The sequence below is a fragment of the Bacillus sp. 22-7 genome (assembly GCF_010628845.1).
Classification (GTDB): Bacteria; Bacillota; Bacilli; order Bacillales; family Cytobacillaceae; genus Cytobacillus; species Cytobacillus firmus_B.
Map to the genome: position 1 here is coordinate 71,151 of NZ_NJQY01000015.1, position 18,745 is coordinate 89,895.

Below are 18,745 nucleotides of genomic sequence, written 5' to 3' on the forward strand. Positions count from 1 at the left end.
GATATGTTAAACAAATTACATGACCGGTATCCGGGCTCTCAACTTCAATTTAAAAAACCTGATTTTAGCTTTAATTCTGATTTGTACTGGTTTCATCATGAAGAGTCAGGCCAATGGCTTGGCATTCCAGTTCAAGAGGTATCTGCAGATAGTCTGATGGTATTGAAAACTTTGTTTGAATTCCATGACAGTTCCATTCACCTTGCCCCTGCTGCGCAAGCCTGGTTCCAATACTTATTTTTAAATGGGGATCACCCATCATACGCAAAAGATGTTCCATACAGGCTGGTTCAGTTCAAAATGTCTGAGGGCGAATGGATACGTGAGGATATGGAAGCTGCTTTTAGAGGTTTTTTCGAAAAGGACATAACGATTTTATGGAACGGGGAAGCCACAGGGGTCATCATTGAAGAGGGTAAAGACTCTCTTGCCGAAGAAGAATTCCTTGCTGTTTCCAATGCTTTAGAAAGTGATTTTTTTGTAAAAACAGCCTTTTACATTGGCATTCCGAATAAGGCGGGGACACAATTACACAAGCTTTTTAAAGAAGAACAGCTTCTATTCGCGCAGGCTTCCTCATTGCTTCCAGCTGAAAGAGTGCTGAATTTTGAAAAGCTCTTCCCCTCCCTTATCACTGGGCATCTGGATGTATTTTTAAAAAAGAGCCTGCTTTCACGCCTTTCTTTACTGGAAGAAGACCCTGAACTCCTGCACACCATAAAAGTGTTTTTACAGAACAGCTCCAACGTTTCATTAACGGCGAAAAAATTGTACATCCACCGGAATACTCTGCAGTACAGGCTTGATAAGTTCACAGAGAAGACCGGCATTCAGTTGAAGGACTTTAACAGCGCGCTGACTGTTTATTTAGCCTGTTTGCTGATTGAGCAAACCTGACTTGAGCACATTGCATAAAAACGCTTTCAGTTTTTTGTGCAGTTTGGCCATATGGGAAAACACTCGTATCCATTAAACTGTAATTAAGAAAAAGATTATTGGGAGGTTACCCTGATGGCAGAATTAAAACTCGATAATATTTATAAAATTTATGATAATAAAGTAACAGCTGTAGAAGATTTTAACCTTCATATTAAAGATAAGGAATTTATTGTTTTTGTCGGCCCTTCCGGCTGCGGTAAATCCACAACTCTCCGTATGATTGCAGGTCTTGAGGAAATTTCAAAAGGCGACTTCTATATCGATGAGAAGCGTGTCAACGATGTTCCTCCAAAAGATCGTGATATTGCAATGGTTTTCCAGAACTATGCACTTTATCCGCATATGTCCGTGTACGATAATATGGCTTTCGGCCTTAAGCTTCGCAAGTTTCCAAAAGATGAAATCGACCGCAGAGTAAAAGAAGCAGCAAAAATTCTGGGGCTGGAGCCTTACCTTGACCGCAAGCCAAAAGCATTGTCTGGCGGACAGCGCCAGCGTGTAGCTTTAGGCCGTGCGATTGTCCGTGATGCAAAGGTATTCCTCATGGACGAGCCTCTATCAAACCTTGATGCAAAGCTTCGTGTTCAAATGCGTGCAGAAATTGCCAAGCTTCACCAGCGTCTTCAAACAACTACTATCTATGTAACACATGACCAGACAGAGGCCATGACAATGGCTACCCGCCTTGTTGTTATGAAGGATGGAGTAATTCAGCAGGTTGGCGCACCAAAAGAAGTTTATGAAAAGCCTGAAAACGTTTTTGTAGGCGGATTTATCGGCTCACCTGCCATGAACTTCTTTAACGGTACGCTTGAAGACGGCAAATTTATTATTGGCAAAACTCAGATTGCAGTCCCTGAAGGTAAAATGAAGGTTCTTCGGGAACAGGGATATACAGGCAAAAACATTATCCTTGGCATTCGTCCGGAAGACATTCACGATGAGCCGGTATTTATTGATGCATCTGCCGGTTCAAAAATCAATACCCGCATTGACGTTTCCGAACTGACTGGTGCTGAAACAATGATTTACTCAAGCATAGAAGGCCAGGATTTCGTAGCACGCGTGGATTCCCGCACAGATATTAAGCCGGGCCAAAACCTTGAGCTTGCTTTCGATATGAACAAAGCGCACTTCTTTGATGCAGACCATGAAAGAAGAATCCGTTCTGAAAAAGAATAACATTGAAGCCCCGTCAAAGCTGACGGGGTTTTTTAATACTGTCAGCATCCGCCAAGCCGTCACCAGGTGCTGCCGCCATCTATTTTCTTTCTACTCTTTGATAAATTTCACCGAATCATGGCCGCATGATGGACACTTCAGCAAGTGGGGACATTCCTCCTGCTGATAATCCCGGGGATAGCCATCTTCCATTTTCATCTGGTCAATTGGCATATAGGCACTATAATCATCGTAAAAGTCCATTACTCTTCCACTGTCCTCCATCCTGCTTCCGCAGGAGCTGCAGGCTGATTCGATTTTCTCAAAGCCGTTGCAGACTGGGCAAATAGCCATTCCAATCCTCTCACTTTCGTTTTCTTTGCTGATATTTATTATGATTTGTCTGTTTAATCTTCGTTATGTAAAACTCTTAATCAGTGAATTTTATCAGGAAAAAATTCCCGATTTCTTGAAAGAATAAACTTTTATAAATCAAACATAATAGAGAGTAAACACAGCGGCATCAAGCATCCGCAGTAAAAACCGATGGGTTACGCCAGGCAGTGGAGCAGGATAAAATCCTTGCGCTGGTGCAATTCCAGCTAACCCAGCCAAAAACCAATACACTTATATTTCGAGGAGGAAATCACATGAACAACCAATCATCTAGCAGAAGCAATTCCTCAAACCAGTTACTAGTACCTGGAGTAGCTCAAGCACTTGATCAAATGAAGTACGAAATCGCTACTGAATTTGGTGTAAACCTTGGTGCAGAAACAACTTCCCGCGCTAACGGATCTGTTGGGGGAGAAATCACAAAACGCCTTGTTCAAATGGCTGAACAACAGCTTGGCGGCGGTTCTTTCTAATAAAGCAAGATAACAATTGAATAAATATGGCTTTGGCCCTCCTTCTTGAAAGGGGGGCCATTTTATTTAGACCATCTTTTCGGGCACAACCCAATTCTCATATTGTTCTTCCGTGATATACCCTGTTTTTAAGGCTGCTTCTTTCAAGGTTGTATTCTCTCTGAATGCGAGTTTGGCAATTTCCGCTGCCTTTTCATAACCTATATGCGGATTGAGTGCCGTTACAAGCATTAGTGATCTCTCAACATGGCCATTAATCACTTCTTTATTAGCCTCCAGTCCCATCATGCATTTTTCATTAAAAGAGGCCATTCCATCTGCAAGAATACTGATGCTTTGAAGAAGATTATAGATAATAACAGGCTTGAACACATTCAATTCAAAGTTCCCCTGACTTGCTGCGAATCCAATGGATGCATCATTTCCAAATACCTGGCAAACCACCATTGTAAGGGCTTCGCTTTGCGTCGGATTTACTTTGCCAGGCATGATTGAACTGCCTGGTTCATTTGCCGGGATCGATAATTCCCCAATTCCGCTGCGCGGCCCGCTTGCCAGCCAGCGGACATCGTTGGCTATTTTCATCAAATCTGCTGCCAGCCCCTTCAATGTCCCATGAACATGGACAATTTCATTATGGCTGGTCAAGGCCTGGAATTTATTGTCAGACGAACGGAATGAATAGCCTGTAAGTCTGGATATTTCGTTTGCCATTTCAGGTCCAAATGACTTCTCTGCATTAATGCCCGTTCCGACTGCTGTACCTCCAATGGCTAAGTCAAGCAGATACTGCATTGCGTCCATCAGCATCTTTTCATTCTTTTCAAGCATGGCACGCCAGCCGCTGATTTCCTGACCCAATGTAAGAGGTGTTGCATCCTGCAAATGAGTCCTGCCTATTTTGACGATTGATTTGAAGGCCTCTTCTTTCGATTTAACTGTCCTTATTAATTCCTTTAATGATGGAAGCAGCTTTTGCTCCGCCTCCGTATAAGCTGCGATATGCATGGCAGTCGGAAATGTATCATTAGAGCTTTGAGACATATTGACATCATCATTTGGATGCACTTTACTATCCCGTACCCCTTTCTCGTCCAGCAGTTCATTCGCCCTTTTGGCGACAACCTCGTTTACATTCATATTTGATTGTGTGCCGCTCCCTGTCTGCCATACAGCCAGAGGAAAGTGGCTGTCAAACTTATGGTTTAGAACTTCATCACAAGCTGCTGTAATAGCTTCCATCTTGTCATGGGAGAGCTTCCCAAGCCTGTTGTTGACTACTGCTGCAGAACGCTTTACCTTGGCAAAAGCATAAATTACTTCCATCGGCATCTTTTCAATGCCGATTTTAAAGTTATCCTTGCTCCGCTGTGTCTGGGCTCCCCAATATTTATCAGCTGGCACCTTCACTTCGCCTAGAGTATCTTTCTCAATTCTAAAATCAGCCAATTTCATACCTCCTTAAATGATTATTATGATTCCTTTATATTCTTTTCCCTTATTTTCAAAATTTAATGATAAAAATGAGCAAAACAAAAGCGGAAGCTCCTTGCTCACCCCCGACATGCACAAGACGAGCCGCTCGGGAAGGTGTTCTTTACCTTTCTGCGCGGCTCGTCTTGTGGCCTCGAGGGGGTAGGCGCTGGAGCTAGATGCAAACACTCTTCCACAGAGTTATTCTCACCGTTCAATCTTATAGTTTCCTCTACAATAAAAAAACTGCCTGGCTGGATCAGCCGGCAGCTATGCTTTTACAATTGTATACCCAATAAAGTATCCAAGCACCATAATACTTGCTATCACTAAGGTAATAGAAAATTCCTCCATAAAAATCTCCTCCAGATATGTGTGATAGCTTTAGATTATCATGAATACCGGATTACAATTTCTTTATACCAGTACTATTGTGTGTCTGAGTAATGAATTTTTTTTGAACAAAATTCCTAGTGGGATAAAACCATTAATAAAAAAGAAGCGCCATCCGGCGCTTCCCTCTATCCTGCAAGTGTTGACCCCTGCTGGAGCTGATACATTTGATAATATTTGCCCTTTTGCTCCATTAACTCATCATGGTTACCTTTTTCAACGATCCTGCCCCTATCCAGAACGAGGATTTGATCAGCATTTCGGATTGTCGAAAGCCGATGGGCGATGATAAAGGTGGTTCTTCCTTTTTTCAGCACGTCCATGGCTTCCTGGATAATTAATTCTGTCTCAGTGTCTATGCTTGATGTTGCTTCGTCCAGAATCAGGATGGCCGGATCAAAAGCAAGGGCACGAGCAAACGAAATGAGCTGCCTCTGCCCGCTGGAGAGTGTGCTCCCCTTCTCGATAACCGGCTCATCAAAACCTTTTTCAAGATGCTGAAATATCTTATCTGCTCCGACATCATTCAGGGCTTTTTCCACTTTCTCCCGCGATATTTCAGGATCATCAAGGCTGACATTGGAAGCAATGGTCCCGGTGAACAAAAATGGATCCTGGAGGACGATGCCCATATGCTTTCTGAGCTCCTGCCTTGGAATCTGTTTTATGTCCATTCCATCGATCCTAATTTTCCCTTCCTGGCAATCATAAAAACGGAAAAGAAGATTCATGATCGAACTTTTCCCTGAGCCGGTATGGCCAACCAGCGCAACTGTCTCCCCGTGCTTTGCTTCAAAATTAAGATCCTTCAGCACATATTCCTTCTCCTTATAGCCGAAGTGAACATGATCAAAAGTAACATTCGCTTTATAGCGGGATATTTTATTATCACTGATATCAATGCCTTCTTCATCAAGCAGTTTGAAGACTCGTTCACCGGCAACCAATGCCTGTTCGAGATTGGCCAATTGGTTGACAATGCCCTGCACAGGCTGAAACAGGCGGTTAATATAGTCTACAAAAGCATATAGCATCCCTAGTGAAATAACAGCTGCCGCATTGAGCGACTCTCCTCCGAAGTACCAGATAAATGCAACAAAAACCACATTTCTCAGCACACCCACTAAATTATGCGATGTAAGTGAATTCAGGCTCAGAAGTTTATTTTGGAAGGTAAAATGCTCTGTATTCAGCTTTTCAAAATCCTTCTGTGTATCTTTTTCGCGGCCAAACGCCTGGATAACATTCATTCCCTGAATCGATTCATTCACCATGCCATTTATATCACTAACCCTGGAACGGATTACATGATTGTATTTTGATGCATACTTACGGTACACAATCGCCCATACATATAAAATCGGGAGCAGGATTAAACATATCGCAGCAAGCCTGGCATTTAAAATAAACAAAGCGATATAAATACCTGAAATATATATGGCACTTGTAAAAAAGGTTGCCAATACGGTCACATAAAGCTCACGGATGGCTTCGGTATCATTGGTTATTCGAGCAACCACCTTGCCTGCCGGAAGATTATCAAAATAACTGATTGGAAGCCTTTGAATCTGCCCGAAGACATCCTCTCTCATTTGCTGGATAATCCTATTTGCTGACTTTTGCAGAAAAAAACGCTGGCCGTACTGAAAAAATGCAGCGATAACCAGTAATCCAAAGTAAAAGGCCAAAAGCTGAACAATCTTAGGAATCTCGGGTGAATAGAATAGCATTAATTCTTCACCAGTCAATGCCTTCCCTGCATAGGTTTCGGTTTGGCCGCTTTTTTCAATATAGAGTTTGCCCTCTTTGAAGGCTCGCTCTCCATCAAAAGCAATATCACCCCTGATAAAGACGAATTGGCTGCCAGCCTGCAAGATGCGGGCCTGATCAATTTTCCGCTCACCCTGTTCAATATTTTGCTCCTTTTTGTAAAACTGGCCATCATACTCCACAGCATCTTTTCCGCCTTCAGTCTGATACCAGACAGATTCTATGCCAAGGATATGGTCATCAATCATCTTCTTCGCGATGAAAGGCCCTGCCAGATCTGCTGCCACAGCGACTGTAAGCATCAGCAATGCCGCAATAATCGTTTTTTTATAATGAAGTGCATACTGGAATAACCGCTTTCCTGTGGTCATGAAAGCACCTCCTCTTCAGCAGATGTTTGAGCCTGCTGCCTCAAAAATTGTTCCTTGTACCATCCATCCATAGCCATCAAGTCATCATGAGTGCCTTCTTCTGCTATCATGCCTTCATCAAGGACGATAATATGATCGGCGTGCTGGACTGCTGACATTCTGTGTGTCGTAATGATTGTCGTTTTTCCTTTGCGCTCAGTCCGGATATTATCAATAATTTTCTTCTCTGTTTTAGCATCAACGGCTGATAAAGAGTCATCAAGGATCAGAATTTCCGGATCCTTCACAAGGGCACGTGCAATCGAAATCCGCTGTTTTTGCCCTCCTGATAAGGCCACTCCTTTTTCACCGACCATTGTTTCAAGCCCTTCCGGCAGAAGTTCAAGGTCTTTTCGAAAAGCTGCCAAATCAATCGCTTTTTGCATACCCTCTTCAGTTGCTTCCTCTTTTCCAAAAAGGATATTTTCTCTAACAGTCCTCGAGAAAAGAACATGATCCTGTGGAACATACCCGATCCATCCTCTCGTTCTTTCAAGCTCCTGTTCTTCAATCGGAACATCTGCAATCGCAAGCTTCCCTGTGCCTGACGGATATTCTCTTAATAGCTGCTTTATAAAAGTGGTCTTTCCGCTTCCTGTTTTTCCTACAATACCCAGCGTTTCCCCGCGTTCAATATGCAGCTTAATCCCTGTGAGATTAGCCGTTTTTGAGGAAGGATATTGGAAATGAACATCCTTGAAGATAACATTCTCAGGGACTTCAACGATAGACGGGTTTTCAGGATTCACAATATCCTGCTTAGCGGACAATGTTTCCTGTACACGGTCAAGGGATGCATTTCCCCTTTGCATGACATTAATTAATTCTCCAATAGCAAACATTGGCCAAATCAGCATGCCTAAATACACATTAAAGGACACGAGCTGGCCCAGGGTGATGGTTTGGTGGAAAACAAGATAAGCACCGTATCCAAGTCCTATCAGATAGCTTAAGCCCACAATCACCTTTATCGTCGGCTCAAATAGTGAATCAATTTTGGCCACTTCAATATTTTTGCTGTATACATCTTCAGTGAGTTCATGGAAACGCTGCTGATCCGCTCTTTCCTGAACATAAGCGCGCACCACCCGAACTCCCGAAACAGATTCAAGAACCCGGTCATTTAGTTCCCCGAAGGCATCCTGTGCGCTCATAAACCGCGTATGAATCTTCTTCCCGTAAATTTTTATTAGATAGGCCATGATAGGCAAAGGCAATATTGCTGCAAAAGTTAGTTTCCAGCTAACCAGAAACCCCATCGTAAACAATATTGTCAGCATGAAGACGCTGGAATCCACCAGTGTTAATATTCCGAAACCAGCCGTTACCGAAATAGCTTTTAAATCATTTGTTGCCCTGGCCATTAAATCACCGGTCCGGTTTTTCTCAAAAAATGTTGGAGTCATTTTCAATAGGTGACCCATAAACTGTGAACGCAGTTTTCTTTCTACCAGGAATGCCCCTCCAAAAAGCTGGTACATCCAGATATAAGTGATTGCATAGGACACGATTGTGATGATTGCCAATAAACCAAGGTACTCCATTATTTTAGCACTGCTCATTTGACCAAGATGAATATCATCAATTGCCATTCCTACAAGCCTTGGAGGCATAACATCAAGGATTCCGACAATTATCAGCAGAGAAATGGCAATTGTATACCTTTTCCAGTTTTCTTTAAAAAACCAGCTTAATTTTCCTAAAATCGAAAACAACGATCTCTCCCCTTTCCGGTATGAAGCTCACGTTTCTAAAGAGAGCTTTCATACAAAAACCAGCAGCAAATACATAACTAGCCTCCATCCAGATCCTCCGGCAAAATTGTTTTTCTTTTCATTCTTACTGCATTCATAAAATTTTCCTCCCTTTCTTACGGCTGCCGACAACAGCCGCTATTGAAATATATGGAAACAGGCAATGCCTGAATTTCCTATTGGTGATATTTGGGAATTAGACGAAAAAAAGACATACCGCGGCATGCGATATGTCTTAAGAGACAAAAGAGCCCACGTTACGAAATGTAACCTGTGCTCCTTCAAAATGTGCAGGCAGATCCTGTTTACATTTTAATATTGTTCTAAAGGAGAGGTTACAGATTTTAATTTTTGTGTTGTTGTTTGATGATGATGAATTAAGATCATTTTGTAGCCCTCCTTTTCATTTTTTTCCATATTGGTAAGATTATCACCGCTTACACTAAAAGTCAATCAGCTTTTTACCTACTTTTAAAAATTTTCTGTTATTTATTATAAAGGCTCTTTTCGTATAAAGTGCTGTTTTTCCTCTATCAATGTTGTCCGTTGATTTCCGCTCCAGGCTGCTCGCTCCAATCAACTCAGTAAATAAAATACAAAAAATCAATAAACCTTGTAAAACAGCATTTAAAAAAAGGATCCGCCGGGATCCTTTATGAAGCCAATCTTCTTTTTTGCCTGTTGATGAAGTCGATGGTTATCCTGTTAAAGGCATCAGGTTTGTCGATGTTGCATACATGTCCTGCATCTGTAATGATTTTGACTGTAGCTGTTTTAGCTTTTTGGGCAATGCTTTTTACAGACTTAATAAACAAGTGGTCTTCCTGTCCCATAATAAAAAGGGTAGGAATGTGAGAAATGCTGGATTGGATTCTTCCCAGGTACGGATTAACCGATTTTGTTAAGGACAGCCAGTTGATGAATTCTTTTTGGCACATTTTTGCTGCCTGCCTTACAAAGGCATGTCTTGATTCAAGGTGGTTTCTTTTTGGCATGATAATCCACGCAAAAAGCTTATAAAGCAGCATATATGGCAGGATATACTTAGTCAAATTCGCAATGGCTATCAAAAACCTTGTGCGCCAATTCAATTCAGTAATGGCACCGCCCAAAATCATGGAAGCTACTCTTTCCGGATGATTCTGCGCGATTGTCTGGATCACTATAGTCCCCAGCGAAATTCCGACAAAGTGGGAGTCTGTAATATAAAGATGATCGAGCACATCCACTATATCCTGAGAAACCTCTGTAAAATGATCTCCTTCTTCCCAGGTGCCCTTTCCTGATTGACCATGTCCCCGCAGATCTACCAGCAGAACATTGAAATGCTTTTTGTACTCTCTCATTTGTTTATACCAAATTGCAGAGCTGCCCCCTGCACCATGAACAAAGGTAACCCATGGCAGGGACTCATCTTTCACATACGTACGGTAATATAGCATATATACTCCAATCCACATTCTAGTGTCATTTTTCTTAGTTTTGTTTTTAAGAAGTTTCATTCTATTGTAAAGGATTTCAGCGAAAAATGCTTATAATATCACAAAAAATTCACTAGTTTCTTTTCAAGTATTTTCTGCCAAATATTCATCCTTTCCCTATTAAAGACATTAAAAAACCAGCTAACTATGTCAGCTGGTTCTTCTCCTGCTATTCTTCAATTATTGCTGCAGTCCCATAGGCTATGATTTCTGCAGCATTCTGCATAACCGCTGAGGTTTGCAGCCGCATTCCAATGATTGCGTTGGCCCCTTTTGCCTTTGCATCTTCAACCATTCTGCCAATTGCCTTCTGTCTGGCTTCATCCATCATTTCAGTATATTCGCCAATTTCTCCGCCTACAATTGTTTTTAATCCTGCCAGAATATCTTTTCCTATATGCTTTGTCTGGACGGTACTCCCCCTTACAAACCCTTTAATCTCTTTAATCTCTTTTCCGGATACCGTATCAGTAGTCACGATAATCATTTTGTTCTTCCTCCTCGTCTTCTCTTTTTCTCTCAGCTATAAGCACAATAAATAATGCAAAAATCATTAAAGCATATAAAATATAAAACATAATTGCAGCCTTCATATTAATAAACAGCATGACAATCCCGAGAAGCTGGCCGCCACCGGCTGCAAGAAGCAGCATCTGTTTTAATTTTTTCATCCTTCCATCCCTCAATTAATCTTTTTTCTGCCAGATCTTTCTGACGAAAATCAAGTAAAACAGCGTCGGCATTGGCGCCTGAATTAAACCGATAATTCCCCATAGCCAATAATTGTGGCCGTGCTTTCTTGCATCAAGAAATAGGAACGTACTCTGTGCTATTAAGATGGCTCCCACAATAATCAGCAACGGAAGAGATATTTCTTCGCTGTTCATGTGCCATTCACCTGTTTCACGAAGCTGACTGTGCTATAGGCCATAATAAAAACTGTGACAACTCCCTGCAGAATAAAAAATACAGACGGAACCTGATACAGCATGAATAATACAGAAGTTACAATGAGGAGTGCTGCAACAGTGAAGATAGCTAACTCCCTGATCAATTTCCTTTTCATTTCCTGTTTTTGCTCTGCAACTAAGTTTTCAAAAAATTGCAGATCAGGTGTATATACCGGGACGTTTTCTTCCAGCGTTTCCCATCCGTCTTCAATTTCCTTAACTGCAGCCAATAATTGCTCATCTTGATGATCTTGTTCCAGCTGCAGCACTTTCCTGTTCACCATGTAGCTTCAACTCCTCTCTTACAGACATGATTCCATTGTGCACTCTTGATTTGACAGTGCCTGAAGATATGTTCATCATTTTTCCTATTTCCTCATACGAGTAGCCATAATAATGTTTAAGAACAATAGGTATCCTAATCTCGTCTTTTAGTTTTCCCAAAGCAGATAAGGCATCATTCCATTCTTCATTTCGGCTTTCAAGATGCCATTTCAAGCGTCTGAAAACCTCTTCCTGTGCTTTCCAGCTCTTCTCTCTTTTCGACTTTCGCTTCTGATCAATATACAAATTTGTCGCAATGGTTATCAGCCAGGAGGAAAATTTTGATTTGCCATTAAACAGTCCGATTTTTTCAACACATTTGGCCATTGTTTCCTGAGCAAGCTCTTCAGCTGCATCGGGATTCATTGTAATTTTGATTAAGTATTTAACCAGAAAGGGATAGTTATTTTTAAAAAGCATGGCAAAAGCGAGCTGATCACCTCGTTTGGCACTTGCTATAAGGTCTTTCTCCTCCATCAGCTTCTTTCCTCTCTTCTTATCATCCCATTGTTTCCTGTTTATTTCACTCATAAGACGTTCAAGAGATGAAAAGGTTCATTATTCTTTAAATTATTTTTTATACATAAAAAGCCCCTGTTATAGGGGCTATTCTGCCTTTTATTACATTATACTGCACCAGTCTGTTCCAAAGAATGTGCTTCACCTGTTTTTTCTGATTTTTTCGTTAATCCCGGGAGAACGATGCTGTAAAAAACACCGACAAGTGCTAAACAGCCGCCTACCATCCAATAAAGCATTTCCACTCTGAGGAACCCCGGAAAGCTGACAGCAATAAATCCGAGTGTTATGGATTGTGAAAGCATCATCAGCGGACTTATCCATCCCTGTACTCTTCCCATCATCTTCGGATCAACAATACTTGGCATCCAGCCGCCAATTGCGATGTTCACTAAAGGGAGTCCGAAAGCTGCAGCAAATAATAAAGATAGGAAAATAAACGTGTTCTCTGCAAAAGAGGCAGCAATGATGAAGCTTCCGGATAACAGCAATCCGGCAATGATCAGCTGATAAAGTTTGAATTTTTGAGTAAGCAAAGAGGCCACAAAGCTGCCAATAAGAACGCCAACCCCAAATGTTATTCCGAGCAGGACTGAGTATTCCTCATAGGATTGCGGCTCGAGTTTGTATTTCAGCATAAAAATAGGCATGACTGAAAATCCGCCGTTTACCACTCCGAAAACGAAGAAGCCAACAAGTAAAGCAGATAATAATTTGTGCTGGAGAATATATTTTATCCCCAGATTAAAGTCCTTGAAAACAAGCGGGATATTCAAGTCTTTAAGTCCATGAGCGCCATTTGGCAGACGGACCTCTTCAGGTATACGGCAGGATTTTATTAATAATGCACTGATGATAAAGGTAAGTGCATCAGCCACAATCGCACCGTATACTCCCACTGTCCAGTAGGCAAAAATGCCAAGGCCATTTCCGAACAGCATGAAAAGACTCATCACGACCTGATTAAGGCCTGCAGCAGTTGTATAATCTTCACTTTTCAATATGCCTTGAATCATTGCATGTTCAGCTGGAAAGAAGAATTTCTGAATGGCACTCCTCAGGAACAATACTGCAAATACCAGCGGCATCCAGCCAATAATAATAGTCAGTAAAAGCACAATGGATAATAACGCGCTGATCCAATCACAATGATAAGCTATTTTCTGGCGATCCATCCTATCCGCAAACACTCCAACTAAAAAAAACACCGCCAGGGTCGGAACAGAGAACATCAATTCAGTTAATGTGGCATAAAAAGGCTGTTCCGAGAAACGATCCAGCAAATAAAACATAAATGCTGTTAATCCAATCGTGCTGCCCATCTGAGAAGTAAAGTTGGCGAAAAAAAATTTCACATAATTGGCATTTTTAAAAATTCCTTTGAATTTCTTCATCCCTTTTACCTCAGTTTCCCTGTTTATATCTCTACTATAGATTGCCACAAGCAGTTGATAAAGCGGCTTTTGATGGTTTTTATCTCCTTCTGCAGACTGATGGTGCCTCAACCCCTAAATACGTATGAATTAAAAAGGTAATTATTCACTCTTGAAACCCGGGTGGTTTACGGTTGTGATTACCGGGGTAATTCCATAGTACAACCACATCATTAATCCATTAATATATAAAATACTTTTTTAAAAGGAGATTTTTAAAATGAAAGAAATTATTTCTAGTAATGTATTAGTTCAAAACAAGTTCACTATGAAGAAAATGCTTGAAATTTACCAGGCGTCAAAACAATTTGAAGGCACCACTTATCTCTACAGCAAACACAAAGCGGTGGATGCCTCAAACCTTTCTAAATTAGTGTCTTTCCTTTTAACAGTGAAACCGCAAACGAGTCTGAAAATCATTGTGGAAGGAACTGAAGTCCAGAACCATCTGGAGCATATCAAAGACATGTGCAGCAACCATGTTTCTGTACTTCGCATGTCAGAAAAACGTTTAATCAATACAGCTGAAACAATTCAGCTATAATTGACTATTTTATTGCAGAGTGAATGGAGTGAAAATAGATGATACGTACAATTTTTATGGTAGTCGGAGCGATTGTGGTAATTGGAGCACTAATCAGCTGGTTATTCTAAATTATTTCTTTTAAAAAAGGCCGATTGGCCTTTTTTTTGGCTCTTTTCGTATATATTACTGTTTTTCAGCAATCAATGTTGTCCGTTGATTTCCGATCCAGGCTGCTCAGCGAACCGCGGGGCAGGAGGTAAGCCTCCTCGATGCTCCGCATCTGCGGGGTCTTACCTGTCCTGCTACTCCCACAGGACTTTGAATAAGCTTCCTTGAGTAAACACCGCACGAAGAAAATGCGAATGCATTTTCGAGGATCTCGCACCTTCCGCTCCAATCAACTCAGTAAATAAGAGGAAAAAGCAACAAACCTTGCGAAAACAAACTTTATTTATATGCAATGGCAATTGGCTGATAAAATCCAGACTCTTCAGGGAGGAGCCATTTGACCTTCCGAAAACCAGCTCTATGCAGAAAATTATTTAACTCTTCTCTTCGATATGCCCTATACTGAGAAAGTCTTTCTGACACAGACCAGGTCCCGTCTTTTTCAATCATTGTAAAATGCCTCAAATTATATATATCAGAATTCTGATGCCAATCCCAAAGCTGAAAGGTTATAGTGTGATCCCTTTTTGCAGGCAATGTGGATGTTGGCCTTTCTTTATGTATTTCATCATAATTCCTGATAGAAAAGAGAAAAATGCCTTTCTCGCTGAGTATACTGTAAACCTCTTTAAGTGCCTTGATGCATTCTTTTTCGGTGATAAGGTGCGGCAAAGCGTTATCCATCGAGATAATGGCCTGAAAAGATTCACTGTGCACAGATGACAATGCCCTCATGTCTGCCTGAAAAAATTGGATGTTCAGCTGTCTCAGCTCTGCTTCTCTTTTTGCCCTTAAGATAGACTTTCCGCTAATGTCTGATGCAGTTATTTTGTACCCCTTTTTGGCGAGAGCTAATGCCTGAGTCCCTATTCCGCAAGAACAATCCAATAAAGATGATGTTTTTTTTATGCCTTCTGCCGATAAAAGATGATCCAGTACATCACCCTGTCTGGCAATGGAACGATCCCAATTCTCAAATATTAAGTGATACTCTTCCGCTAATTCATCATAAAATTGTTCTTCCATGATAGATGACCTCCTTAAAAAAAAGAGTACAGCTTTTCACTGTACTCGTAAAATGTATTAATCATGCTTCTTTTCTTTATCTTTCTTATTATCTTTATCTTTTCCTTTACTTTTTTCTTTCCCTTTTTCCCATTTCTCTTTCCATTTCTCTTTTTCTTTTTCAATTTTTTCTTTTATCTTCTCTGTTTCTTTTTTTATGTTGTCTTCCCATGCTTTTCTTTGCTGCTCCCTTTGCCTCTGTTCCATCAGGCCGGCAATATGAGGGACATTAAATGACTCTGCTTCCTGATTTTTCAGGGCTTCTGACATGATTGCCCGGAATATCGGAGCCGTGCCTTCACTGCTGGAGGTAGTAAGATAATTATTCGCATCTGTCTTATCATGGCCTACCCACACAGCACCAACCAGCTGTGGGGTGTAGCCGACAAACCATTGATCCTTAACTCCGTCAATGCCTTCGATGGTCATTTGTGTACTGCCTGTTTTCCCTGCAACTTCTCTGCCTGGAATTTGGGCAGCCTTCCCTGTACCATGCTGAACTACCCCGAGAAGCATGGTTGTCATTTTATCTGCAACATCCTTGGAAATGACTCTTGTATTCTCACCTTTCCACTCTGCTACTGTGACTCCATTTTTATCAACTATTTTTGTAATGGAGTGTGCTTCCGGCCTCTCGCCGCCATTTGCAAATACAGCATAGGCCTGTGCCATGGTCAGAGGTGAAACTCCAACACTTGTGCCCCCAAGAGCAAGTGCAAGATTTTGATTGATGGCTTCTTCAGGTATGCCAAACCTCTTCGCCGCATCTACCCCTTTGTCCACACCAATCTCATCCAAAAGCCATACAGCAGGCACATTCAAGGAGTCCTTGACTGCTTCATACATTGGCACATTTCCCCGGAACTGGCCATTATAGTTATTCGGCTCATAATCTTTCCCGAATGTCATTCTTTCATCTTTAAGTTCATCGGTGATCTTCCAGCCCGATTCAAGTGCTGCTGTGTATGGCACAATCGGCTTCATTGTCGATCCCGGCTGGCCTACTTTATGAACGGCACGGTTATGTCCAAGAAGGGTATGTTCACCTCTTCCGCCTGCAAGGGCACGGATTCCGCCATTCTTTGGATCCAGAAGTACGGCCCCGCTTTGAACCTGCTGATCTCCAGTACCTTTAGGAAATAATTGATCATTTGTGTAGGTTTCTTCTACACTGCTCTGCATATCCTGATCAAGCTCAGTATATATTTGATACCCTTCACTTAAAAGCTCATCAAGCGAAAAATTATATTTATTAATCGCCTCTTCCAGAACCACGTCTACATAATATGGGTATTTCCCTTTAAAGGGATCACCGCCGCTGTCTTCAAAAACAAGCTTTTCATCTTTTGCCTTTTCCCATTCCTTTTCAGTAATAAAGTTGTGTTCCTTCATACGGTCAAGGACGGTATTCCTTCTCTCAATTGCCTTTTCTTCATTTTGGTAAGGATTGATGGCTGATGGGGCTTTAACCAGCCCTGCCAGCAATGCTGCTTCACTAATGGAGAGATCCTCAACATCTTTTCCATAGTACTTCATCGCCGCACGTTTGATCCCCCATGCGCCTTCCCCGAAATAAACCTGGTTTAAATACATTTGAAGAATTTCGTCTTTGCTGTATTCCTTTTCAATTTCAAGGGCCAGGAAGAATTCTTCCAGTTTTCTTTTGTATGTTTTTTCTGCAGACAGCAGCGCATTTTTGGTCAGCTGCTGGGTAAGTGTACTGCCGCCCTCGACTATTCCGCCTGCTTTCACGTTTGTAAAGAAGGCCCTGCCTATTCCTTTTAAATCGATGCCCCCGTGTTCATAAAAACGGTGGTCTTCAATGGCAATAACTGCATTTTTCATATGATCAGGAATTTGATCTATGGAAATGCCTTCATTTTTATTTGCTGAGATCTTGCTGGCTACTTCCCCATCAGCGTCATAAATGACTGTGGATTGTGCAAGCCCTGCTTCGAGTGCACTGATATCCGCATCCTTATATGAAAAATAGACGAAGCTTAAGAAAGCCAGGACCACAGTAGATGCAAGCAATATGGATACCTGTGTCAAGTGAAGCTTATTCCAAGTTGACTGAAACTTTTTAATAACTGAAGTTTTCTTTCTCATATTTCCTCCAAATTCTTGCTGATGATTAATTTGCATTTGTGCGGAAGTCTTCAGATTACACCGATATCAGCATAACTTCAAAGAATATGTTTTTATATAGTATTTGTTACCATGCAAATTTCTGAAGTTCATATAAAAATACCCTGAAATTCCCAATGTTACTCTTCACTATGCTGAAAATGTGCATTAGAATTTACGGAGTCCGGTCATTTTTTATGGGGGTATTGTGTTTTCAAGCTGTATTTTTATGATTTACTCTTCTCAGCAGAGGGTATAGAATCAATAAGTTTCCTTACCATAAGAAGGAGTGAACACTGATGAATTTTAACAAAATTGTATTGGGCTATGATGATACAGACGGAAGCAGACAGGCTTTGAATATGGCAATCGGATTAGTTAAACAAAACCCTGATGCTCAGCTGCTGGTTGTTCAGGTCTTTGAAGAAACAGTTGAAAATATTCCCATAAACAATGAAAAAGCGGTAGAGCCTGTAAGAACGAATGGCTATCTGCTTGAAGGAATTCAGATCCCTCCTCTTCCTGTTTATCATGATGAATCCTCTTCCAATACACACGCAAGAGTAAAGCATAGCGTAGACAATACTTTTTACAATGCAAGGGAAATTCTTGAGCCTTACAGCATTAATGCGAAGTTCGATGTTATTGAGGGAAATTCTGCAGAAAGCATTTGTGAATATGCAGCGGCCGAAAACGCAGATTTAATTATTGTGGGAAGCTCAGGCAAGGGCGGAATTAAAAAGATGTTCCTGGGCAGCACCAGTACAAAAATTGCCAGGAATGCTCCTTGCCCCGTGCTTATAGCTAAGGATAAGGAAAGTCCGCAAATCCCTTAAAATAGAAAAGCAGCCCGGAGGCTGCTTTTTTATGTGAATTCAGCTATTATTGGTGAAGGTCTTTATTCTCTGCTGCCAGCTCCTCAAATCGTTCTTTAGAAGACAATTCATCGAAACTGCTGTAAATTCTGAAATGGTCCTGATCAATAATCCGGTAGTGCTGGCTGATGATATTCTGCTGAAGGATCAGACCGTTGCTTCTCTTCAATTCCCTCCACCAGAGTTTTCCGCCAAGAGTCTTTTCCTTCCTGTAATCAATTCCTTCTCTTGCAATAGTCTCCAGAACTTCTAATGGTTCATTTCCAAACAAAAACCGGACCGTTTCTGTTTCTCTGAATAAAGCACAAACGGCTACCACTGTCGACCAGCCTGCCTCTGCCCGCCCTTTCTCAATTTGAACAAGCGTCTTTTTTGAAACACCAATAATTTCCGCCATTTTATCCTGTGTGTATCCTGCCTCTGTACGTATAAGACGGATCTTATCTGAAACTTTCAGTATAATTTCATCTCTAGTCAATGCAGCTTCATTCCCTTTTTGTTGTTGGTG

Annotated in this window: 19 protein-coding genes; 5 read left to right on the forward strand and 14 right to left on the reverse strand. The window is 41.3% G+C overall.

Annotation, left to right across the window (positions count from 1 at the left end; genetic code table 11):
* The first annotated feature begins 3 nt into the window (after nucleotides 1-3).
* Nucleotides 4-897, forward strand: a complete 894-nt coding sequence (locus CE058_RS13470) for a PucR family transcriptional regulator (RefSeq protein WP_048012070.1) — start codon at nucleotides 4-6, stop codon at nucleotides 895-897.
* Between the two features lie 114 nt (nucleotides 898-1,011).
* Nucleotides 1,012-2,121 (forward strand): ABC transporter ATP-binding protein, encoded by a 1,110-nt coding sequence (locus CE058_RS13475; protein ID WP_076262477.1) that lies wholly within the window; start codon nucleotides 1,012-1,014, stop codon nucleotides 2,119-2,121.
* A gap of 90 nt (nucleotides 2,122-2,211) precedes the next feature.
* Here CE058_RS13475 and CE058_RS13480 read toward each other — a convergent pair whose 3' ends face one another.
* On the reverse strand, nucleotides 2,212-2,454 hold the full coding sequence (locus tag CE058_RS13480; protein WP_048012079.1) for a hypothetical protein: 243 nt from the start codon (nucleotides 2,452-2,454) through the stop codon (nucleotides 2,212-2,214).
* A gap of 296 nt (nucleotides 2,455-2,750) precedes the next feature.
* On the opposite strand from CE058_RS13480, the gene CE058_RS13485 reads away from it, so the two are divergent.
* The gene (locus tag CE058_RS13485; RefSeq protein WP_035326833.1) at nucleotides 2,751-2,969 is read left to right on the forward strand and encodes an alpha/beta-type small acid-soluble spore protein; all 219 of its coding nucleotides are present in this window, start codon (nucleotides 2,751-2,753) and stop codon (nucleotides 2,967-2,969) included.
* A gap of 66 nt (nucleotides 2,970-3,035) precedes the next feature.
* On the opposite strand, the gene fumC is transcribed toward CE058_RS13485, so the two are convergent.
* From fumC to CE058_RS13535, 10 genes are all read right to left on the reverse strand, one after another.
* Nucleotides 3,036-4,418: a class II fumarate hydratase gene (fumC, locus tag CE058_RS13490; RefSeq protein WP_048012014.1), complete on the reverse strand. Its 1,383-nt coding sequence runs from the start codon at nucleotides 4,416-4,418 to the stop codon at nucleotides 3,036-3,038.
* 545 nt (nucleotides 4,419-4,963) lie between these two features.
* Nucleotides 4,964-6,976, reverse strand: coding sequence for an ABC transporter ATP-binding protein (locus tag CE058_RS13495; protein ID WP_163143309.1), 2,013 nt, complete (start codon nucleotides 6,974-6,976; stop codon nucleotides 4,964-4,966).
* Nucleotides 6,973-8,730 carry an ABC transporter ATP-binding protein gene (locus CE058_RS13500; protein WP_048009506.1) on the reverse strand — a complete coding sequence of 586 codons (1,758 nt, stop codon included), beginning with the start codon at nucleotides 8,728-8,730 and terminating at the stop codon, nucleotides 6,973-6,975. The genes CE058_RS13495 and CE058_RS13500 overlap by 4 nt, the downstream gene beginning before the upstream one ends.
* A 692-nt stretch (nucleotides 8,731-9,422) precedes the next feature.
* Nucleotides 9,423-10,211: an alpha/beta fold hydrolase gene (locus tag CE058_RS13505; RefSeq protein WP_163143312.1), complete on the reverse strand. Its 789-nt coding sequence runs from the start codon at nucleotides 10,209-10,211 to the stop codon at nucleotides 9,423-9,425.
* A gap of 208 nt (nucleotides 10,212-10,419) precedes the next feature.
* Entirely contained in the window at nucleotides 10,420-10,737 is a 318-nt protein-coding gene (locus tag CE058_RS13510; protein WP_048011864.1) for a YbjQ family protein, read from the reverse strand.
* Nucleotides 10,718-10,921, reverse strand: a complete 204-nt coding sequence (locus CE058_RS13515) for a hypothetical protein (protein ID WP_163143315.1) — start codon at nucleotides 10,919-10,921, stop codon at nucleotides 10,718-10,720. The genes CE058_RS13510 and CE058_RS13515 overlap by 20 nt, the downstream gene beginning before the upstream one ends.
* Before the next feature lie 15 nt (nucleotides 10,922-10,936).
* Nucleotides 10,937-11,137, reverse strand: a complete 201-nt coding sequence (locus CE058_RS13520; protein WP_163143318.1) for a sigma-Y antisigma factor component — start codon at nucleotides 11,135-11,137, stop codon at nucleotides 10,937-10,939.
* Nucleotides 11,134-11,484: a YxlC family protein gene (locus tag CE058_RS13525; RefSeq protein ID WP_048011861.1), complete on the reverse strand. Its 351-nt coding sequence runs from the start codon at nucleotides 11,482-11,484 to the stop codon at nucleotides 11,134-11,136. Before CE058_RS13525 ends, CE058_RS13520 begins: the two co-directional genes overlap by 4 nt.
* The gene (gene sigY / locus CE058_RS13530) at nucleotides 11,438-12,001 is read right to left on the reverse strand and encodes an RNA polymerase sigma factor SigY (RefSeq protein ID WP_048011860.1); all 564 of its coding nucleotides are present in this window, start codon (nucleotides 11,999-12,001) and stop codon (nucleotides 11,438-11,440) included. The genes CE058_RS13525 and sigY overlap by 47 nt, the downstream gene beginning before the upstream one ends.
* A gap of 149 nt (nucleotides 12,002-12,150) precedes the next feature.
* The gene (locus tag CE058_RS13535) at nucleotides 12,151-13,437 is read right to left on the reverse strand and encodes an MFS transporter (protein WP_163143321.1); all 1,287 of its coding nucleotides are present in this window, start codon (nucleotides 13,435-13,437) and stop codon (nucleotides 12,151-12,153) included.
* 259 nt (nucleotides 13,438-13,696) lie between these two features.
* Here CE058_RS13535 and CE058_RS13540 point away from each other — a divergent pair, with 259 nt between their 5' ends.
* On the forward strand, nucleotides 13,697-14,020 hold the full coding sequence (locus CE058_RS13540; protein ID WP_048012071.1) for a hypothetical protein: 324 nt from the start codon (nucleotides 13,697-13,699) through the stop codon (nucleotides 14,018-14,020).
* A 429-nt stretch (nucleotides 14,021-14,449) separates the two neighbouring features.
* Here the strand turns inward: CE058_RS13540 and CE058_RS13545 are convergent, their stop codons facing one another.
* Both CE058_RS13545 and CE058_RS13550 read right to left on the reverse strand, forming a co-directional pair.
* On the reverse strand, nucleotides 14,450-15,196 hold the full coding sequence (locus tag CE058_RS13545; RefSeq protein WP_163143324.1) for a class I SAM-dependent methyltransferase: 747 nt from the start codon (nucleotides 15,194-15,196) through the stop codon (nucleotides 14,450-14,452).
* Between the two features lie 57 nt (nucleotides 15,197-15,253).
* Nucleotides 15,254-17,344, reverse strand: a complete 2,091-nt coding sequence (locus tag CE058_RS13550) for a transglycosylase domain-containing protein (protein WP_163143327.1) — start codon at nucleotides 17,342-17,344, stop codon at nucleotides 15,254-15,256.
* A gap of 317 nt (nucleotides 17,345-17,661) precedes the next feature.
* On the opposite strand from CE058_RS13550, the gene CE058_RS13555 reads away from it, so the two are divergent.
* On the forward strand, nucleotides 17,662-18,198 hold the full coding sequence (locus CE058_RS13555) for a universal stress protein (RefSeq protein WP_048009312.1): 537 nt from the start codon (nucleotides 17,662-17,664) through the stop codon (nucleotides 18,196-18,198).
* Between the two features lie 46 nt (nucleotides 18,199-18,244).
* On the opposite strand, the gene CE058_RS13560 is transcribed toward CE058_RS13555, so the two are convergent.
* A complete protein-coding gene (locus tag CE058_RS13560) occupies nucleotides 18,245-18,715 on the reverse strand; it encodes a helix-turn-helix transcriptional regulator (RefSeq protein ID WP_048009313.1) in 471 nt (156 codons plus the stop codon).
* Between the last annotated feature and the right edge of the window lie 30 nt (nucleotides 18,716-18,745).

Excerpts from the sequence above, each read along its gene's own strand:
- CE058_RS13470 (WP_048012070.1), top strand. The coding sequence starts at position 4 with ATGTTAAACAAATTACATGACCGGTATCCGGGCTCTCAACTTCAATTT.
- CE058_RS13475 (WP_076262477.1), top strand. The coding sequence starts at position 1,012 with ATGGCAGAATTAAAACTCGATAATATTTATAAAATTTATGATAATAAA.
- CE058_RS13480 (WP_048012079.1), bottom strand. The coding sequence starts at position 2,454 with ATGGCTATTTGCCCAGTCTGCAACGGCTTTGAGAAAATCGAATCAGCC.
- CE058_RS13485 (WP_035326833.1), top strand. The coding sequence starts at position 2,751 with ATGAACAACCAATCATCTAGCAGAAGCAATTCCTCAAACCAGTTACTA.
- CE058_RS13495 (WP_163143309.1), bottom strand. The coding sequence starts at position 6,976 with ATGACCACAGGAAAGCGGTTATTCCAGTATGCACTTCATTATAAAAAA.
- CE058_RS13505 (WP_163143312.1), bottom strand. The coding sequence starts at position 10,211 with ATGCTATATTACCGTACGTATGTGAAAGATGAGTCCCTGCCATGGGTT.
- CE058_RS13510 (WP_048011864.1), bottom strand. The coding sequence starts at position 10,737 with ATGATTATCGTGACTACTGATACGGTATCCGGAAAAGAGATTAAAGAG.
- CE058_RS13515 (WP_163143315.1), bottom strand. The coding sequence starts at position 10,921 with ATGAAAAAATTAAAACAGATGCTGCTTCTTGCAGCCGGTGGCGGCCAG.
- CE058_RS13520 (WP_163143318.1), bottom strand. The coding sequence starts at position 11,137 with ATGAACAGCGAAGAAATATCTCTTCCGTTGCTGATTATTGTGGGAGCC.
- CE058_RS13525 (WP_048011861.1), bottom strand. The coding sequence starts at position 11,484 with ATGGTGAACAGGAAAGTGCTGCAGCTGGAACAAGATCATCAAGATGAG.
- sigY (WP_048011860.1), bottom strand. The coding sequence starts at position 12,001 with ATGGAGGAGAAAGACCTTATAGCAAGTGCCAAACGAGGTGATCAGCTC.
- CE058_RS13535 (WP_163143321.1), bottom strand. The coding sequence starts at position 13,437 with ATGAAGAAATTCAAAGGAATTTTTAAAAATGCCAATTATGTGAAATTT.
- CE058_RS13540 (WP_048012071.1), top strand. The coding sequence starts at position 13,697 with ATGAAAGAAATTATTTCTAGTAATGTATTAGTTCAAAACAAGTTCACT.
- CE058_RS13545 (WP_163143324.1), bottom strand. The coding sequence starts at position 15,196 with ATGGAAGAACAATTTTATGATGAATTAGCGGAAGAGTATCACTTAATA.
- CE058_RS13550 (WP_163143327.1), bottom strand. The coding sequence starts at position 17,344 with ATGAGAAAGAAAACTTCAGTTATTAAAAAGTTTCAGTCAACTTGGAAT.
- CE058_RS13555 (WP_048009312.1), top strand. The coding sequence starts at position 17,662 with ATGAATTTTAACAAAATTGTATTGGGCTATGATGATACAGACGGAAGC.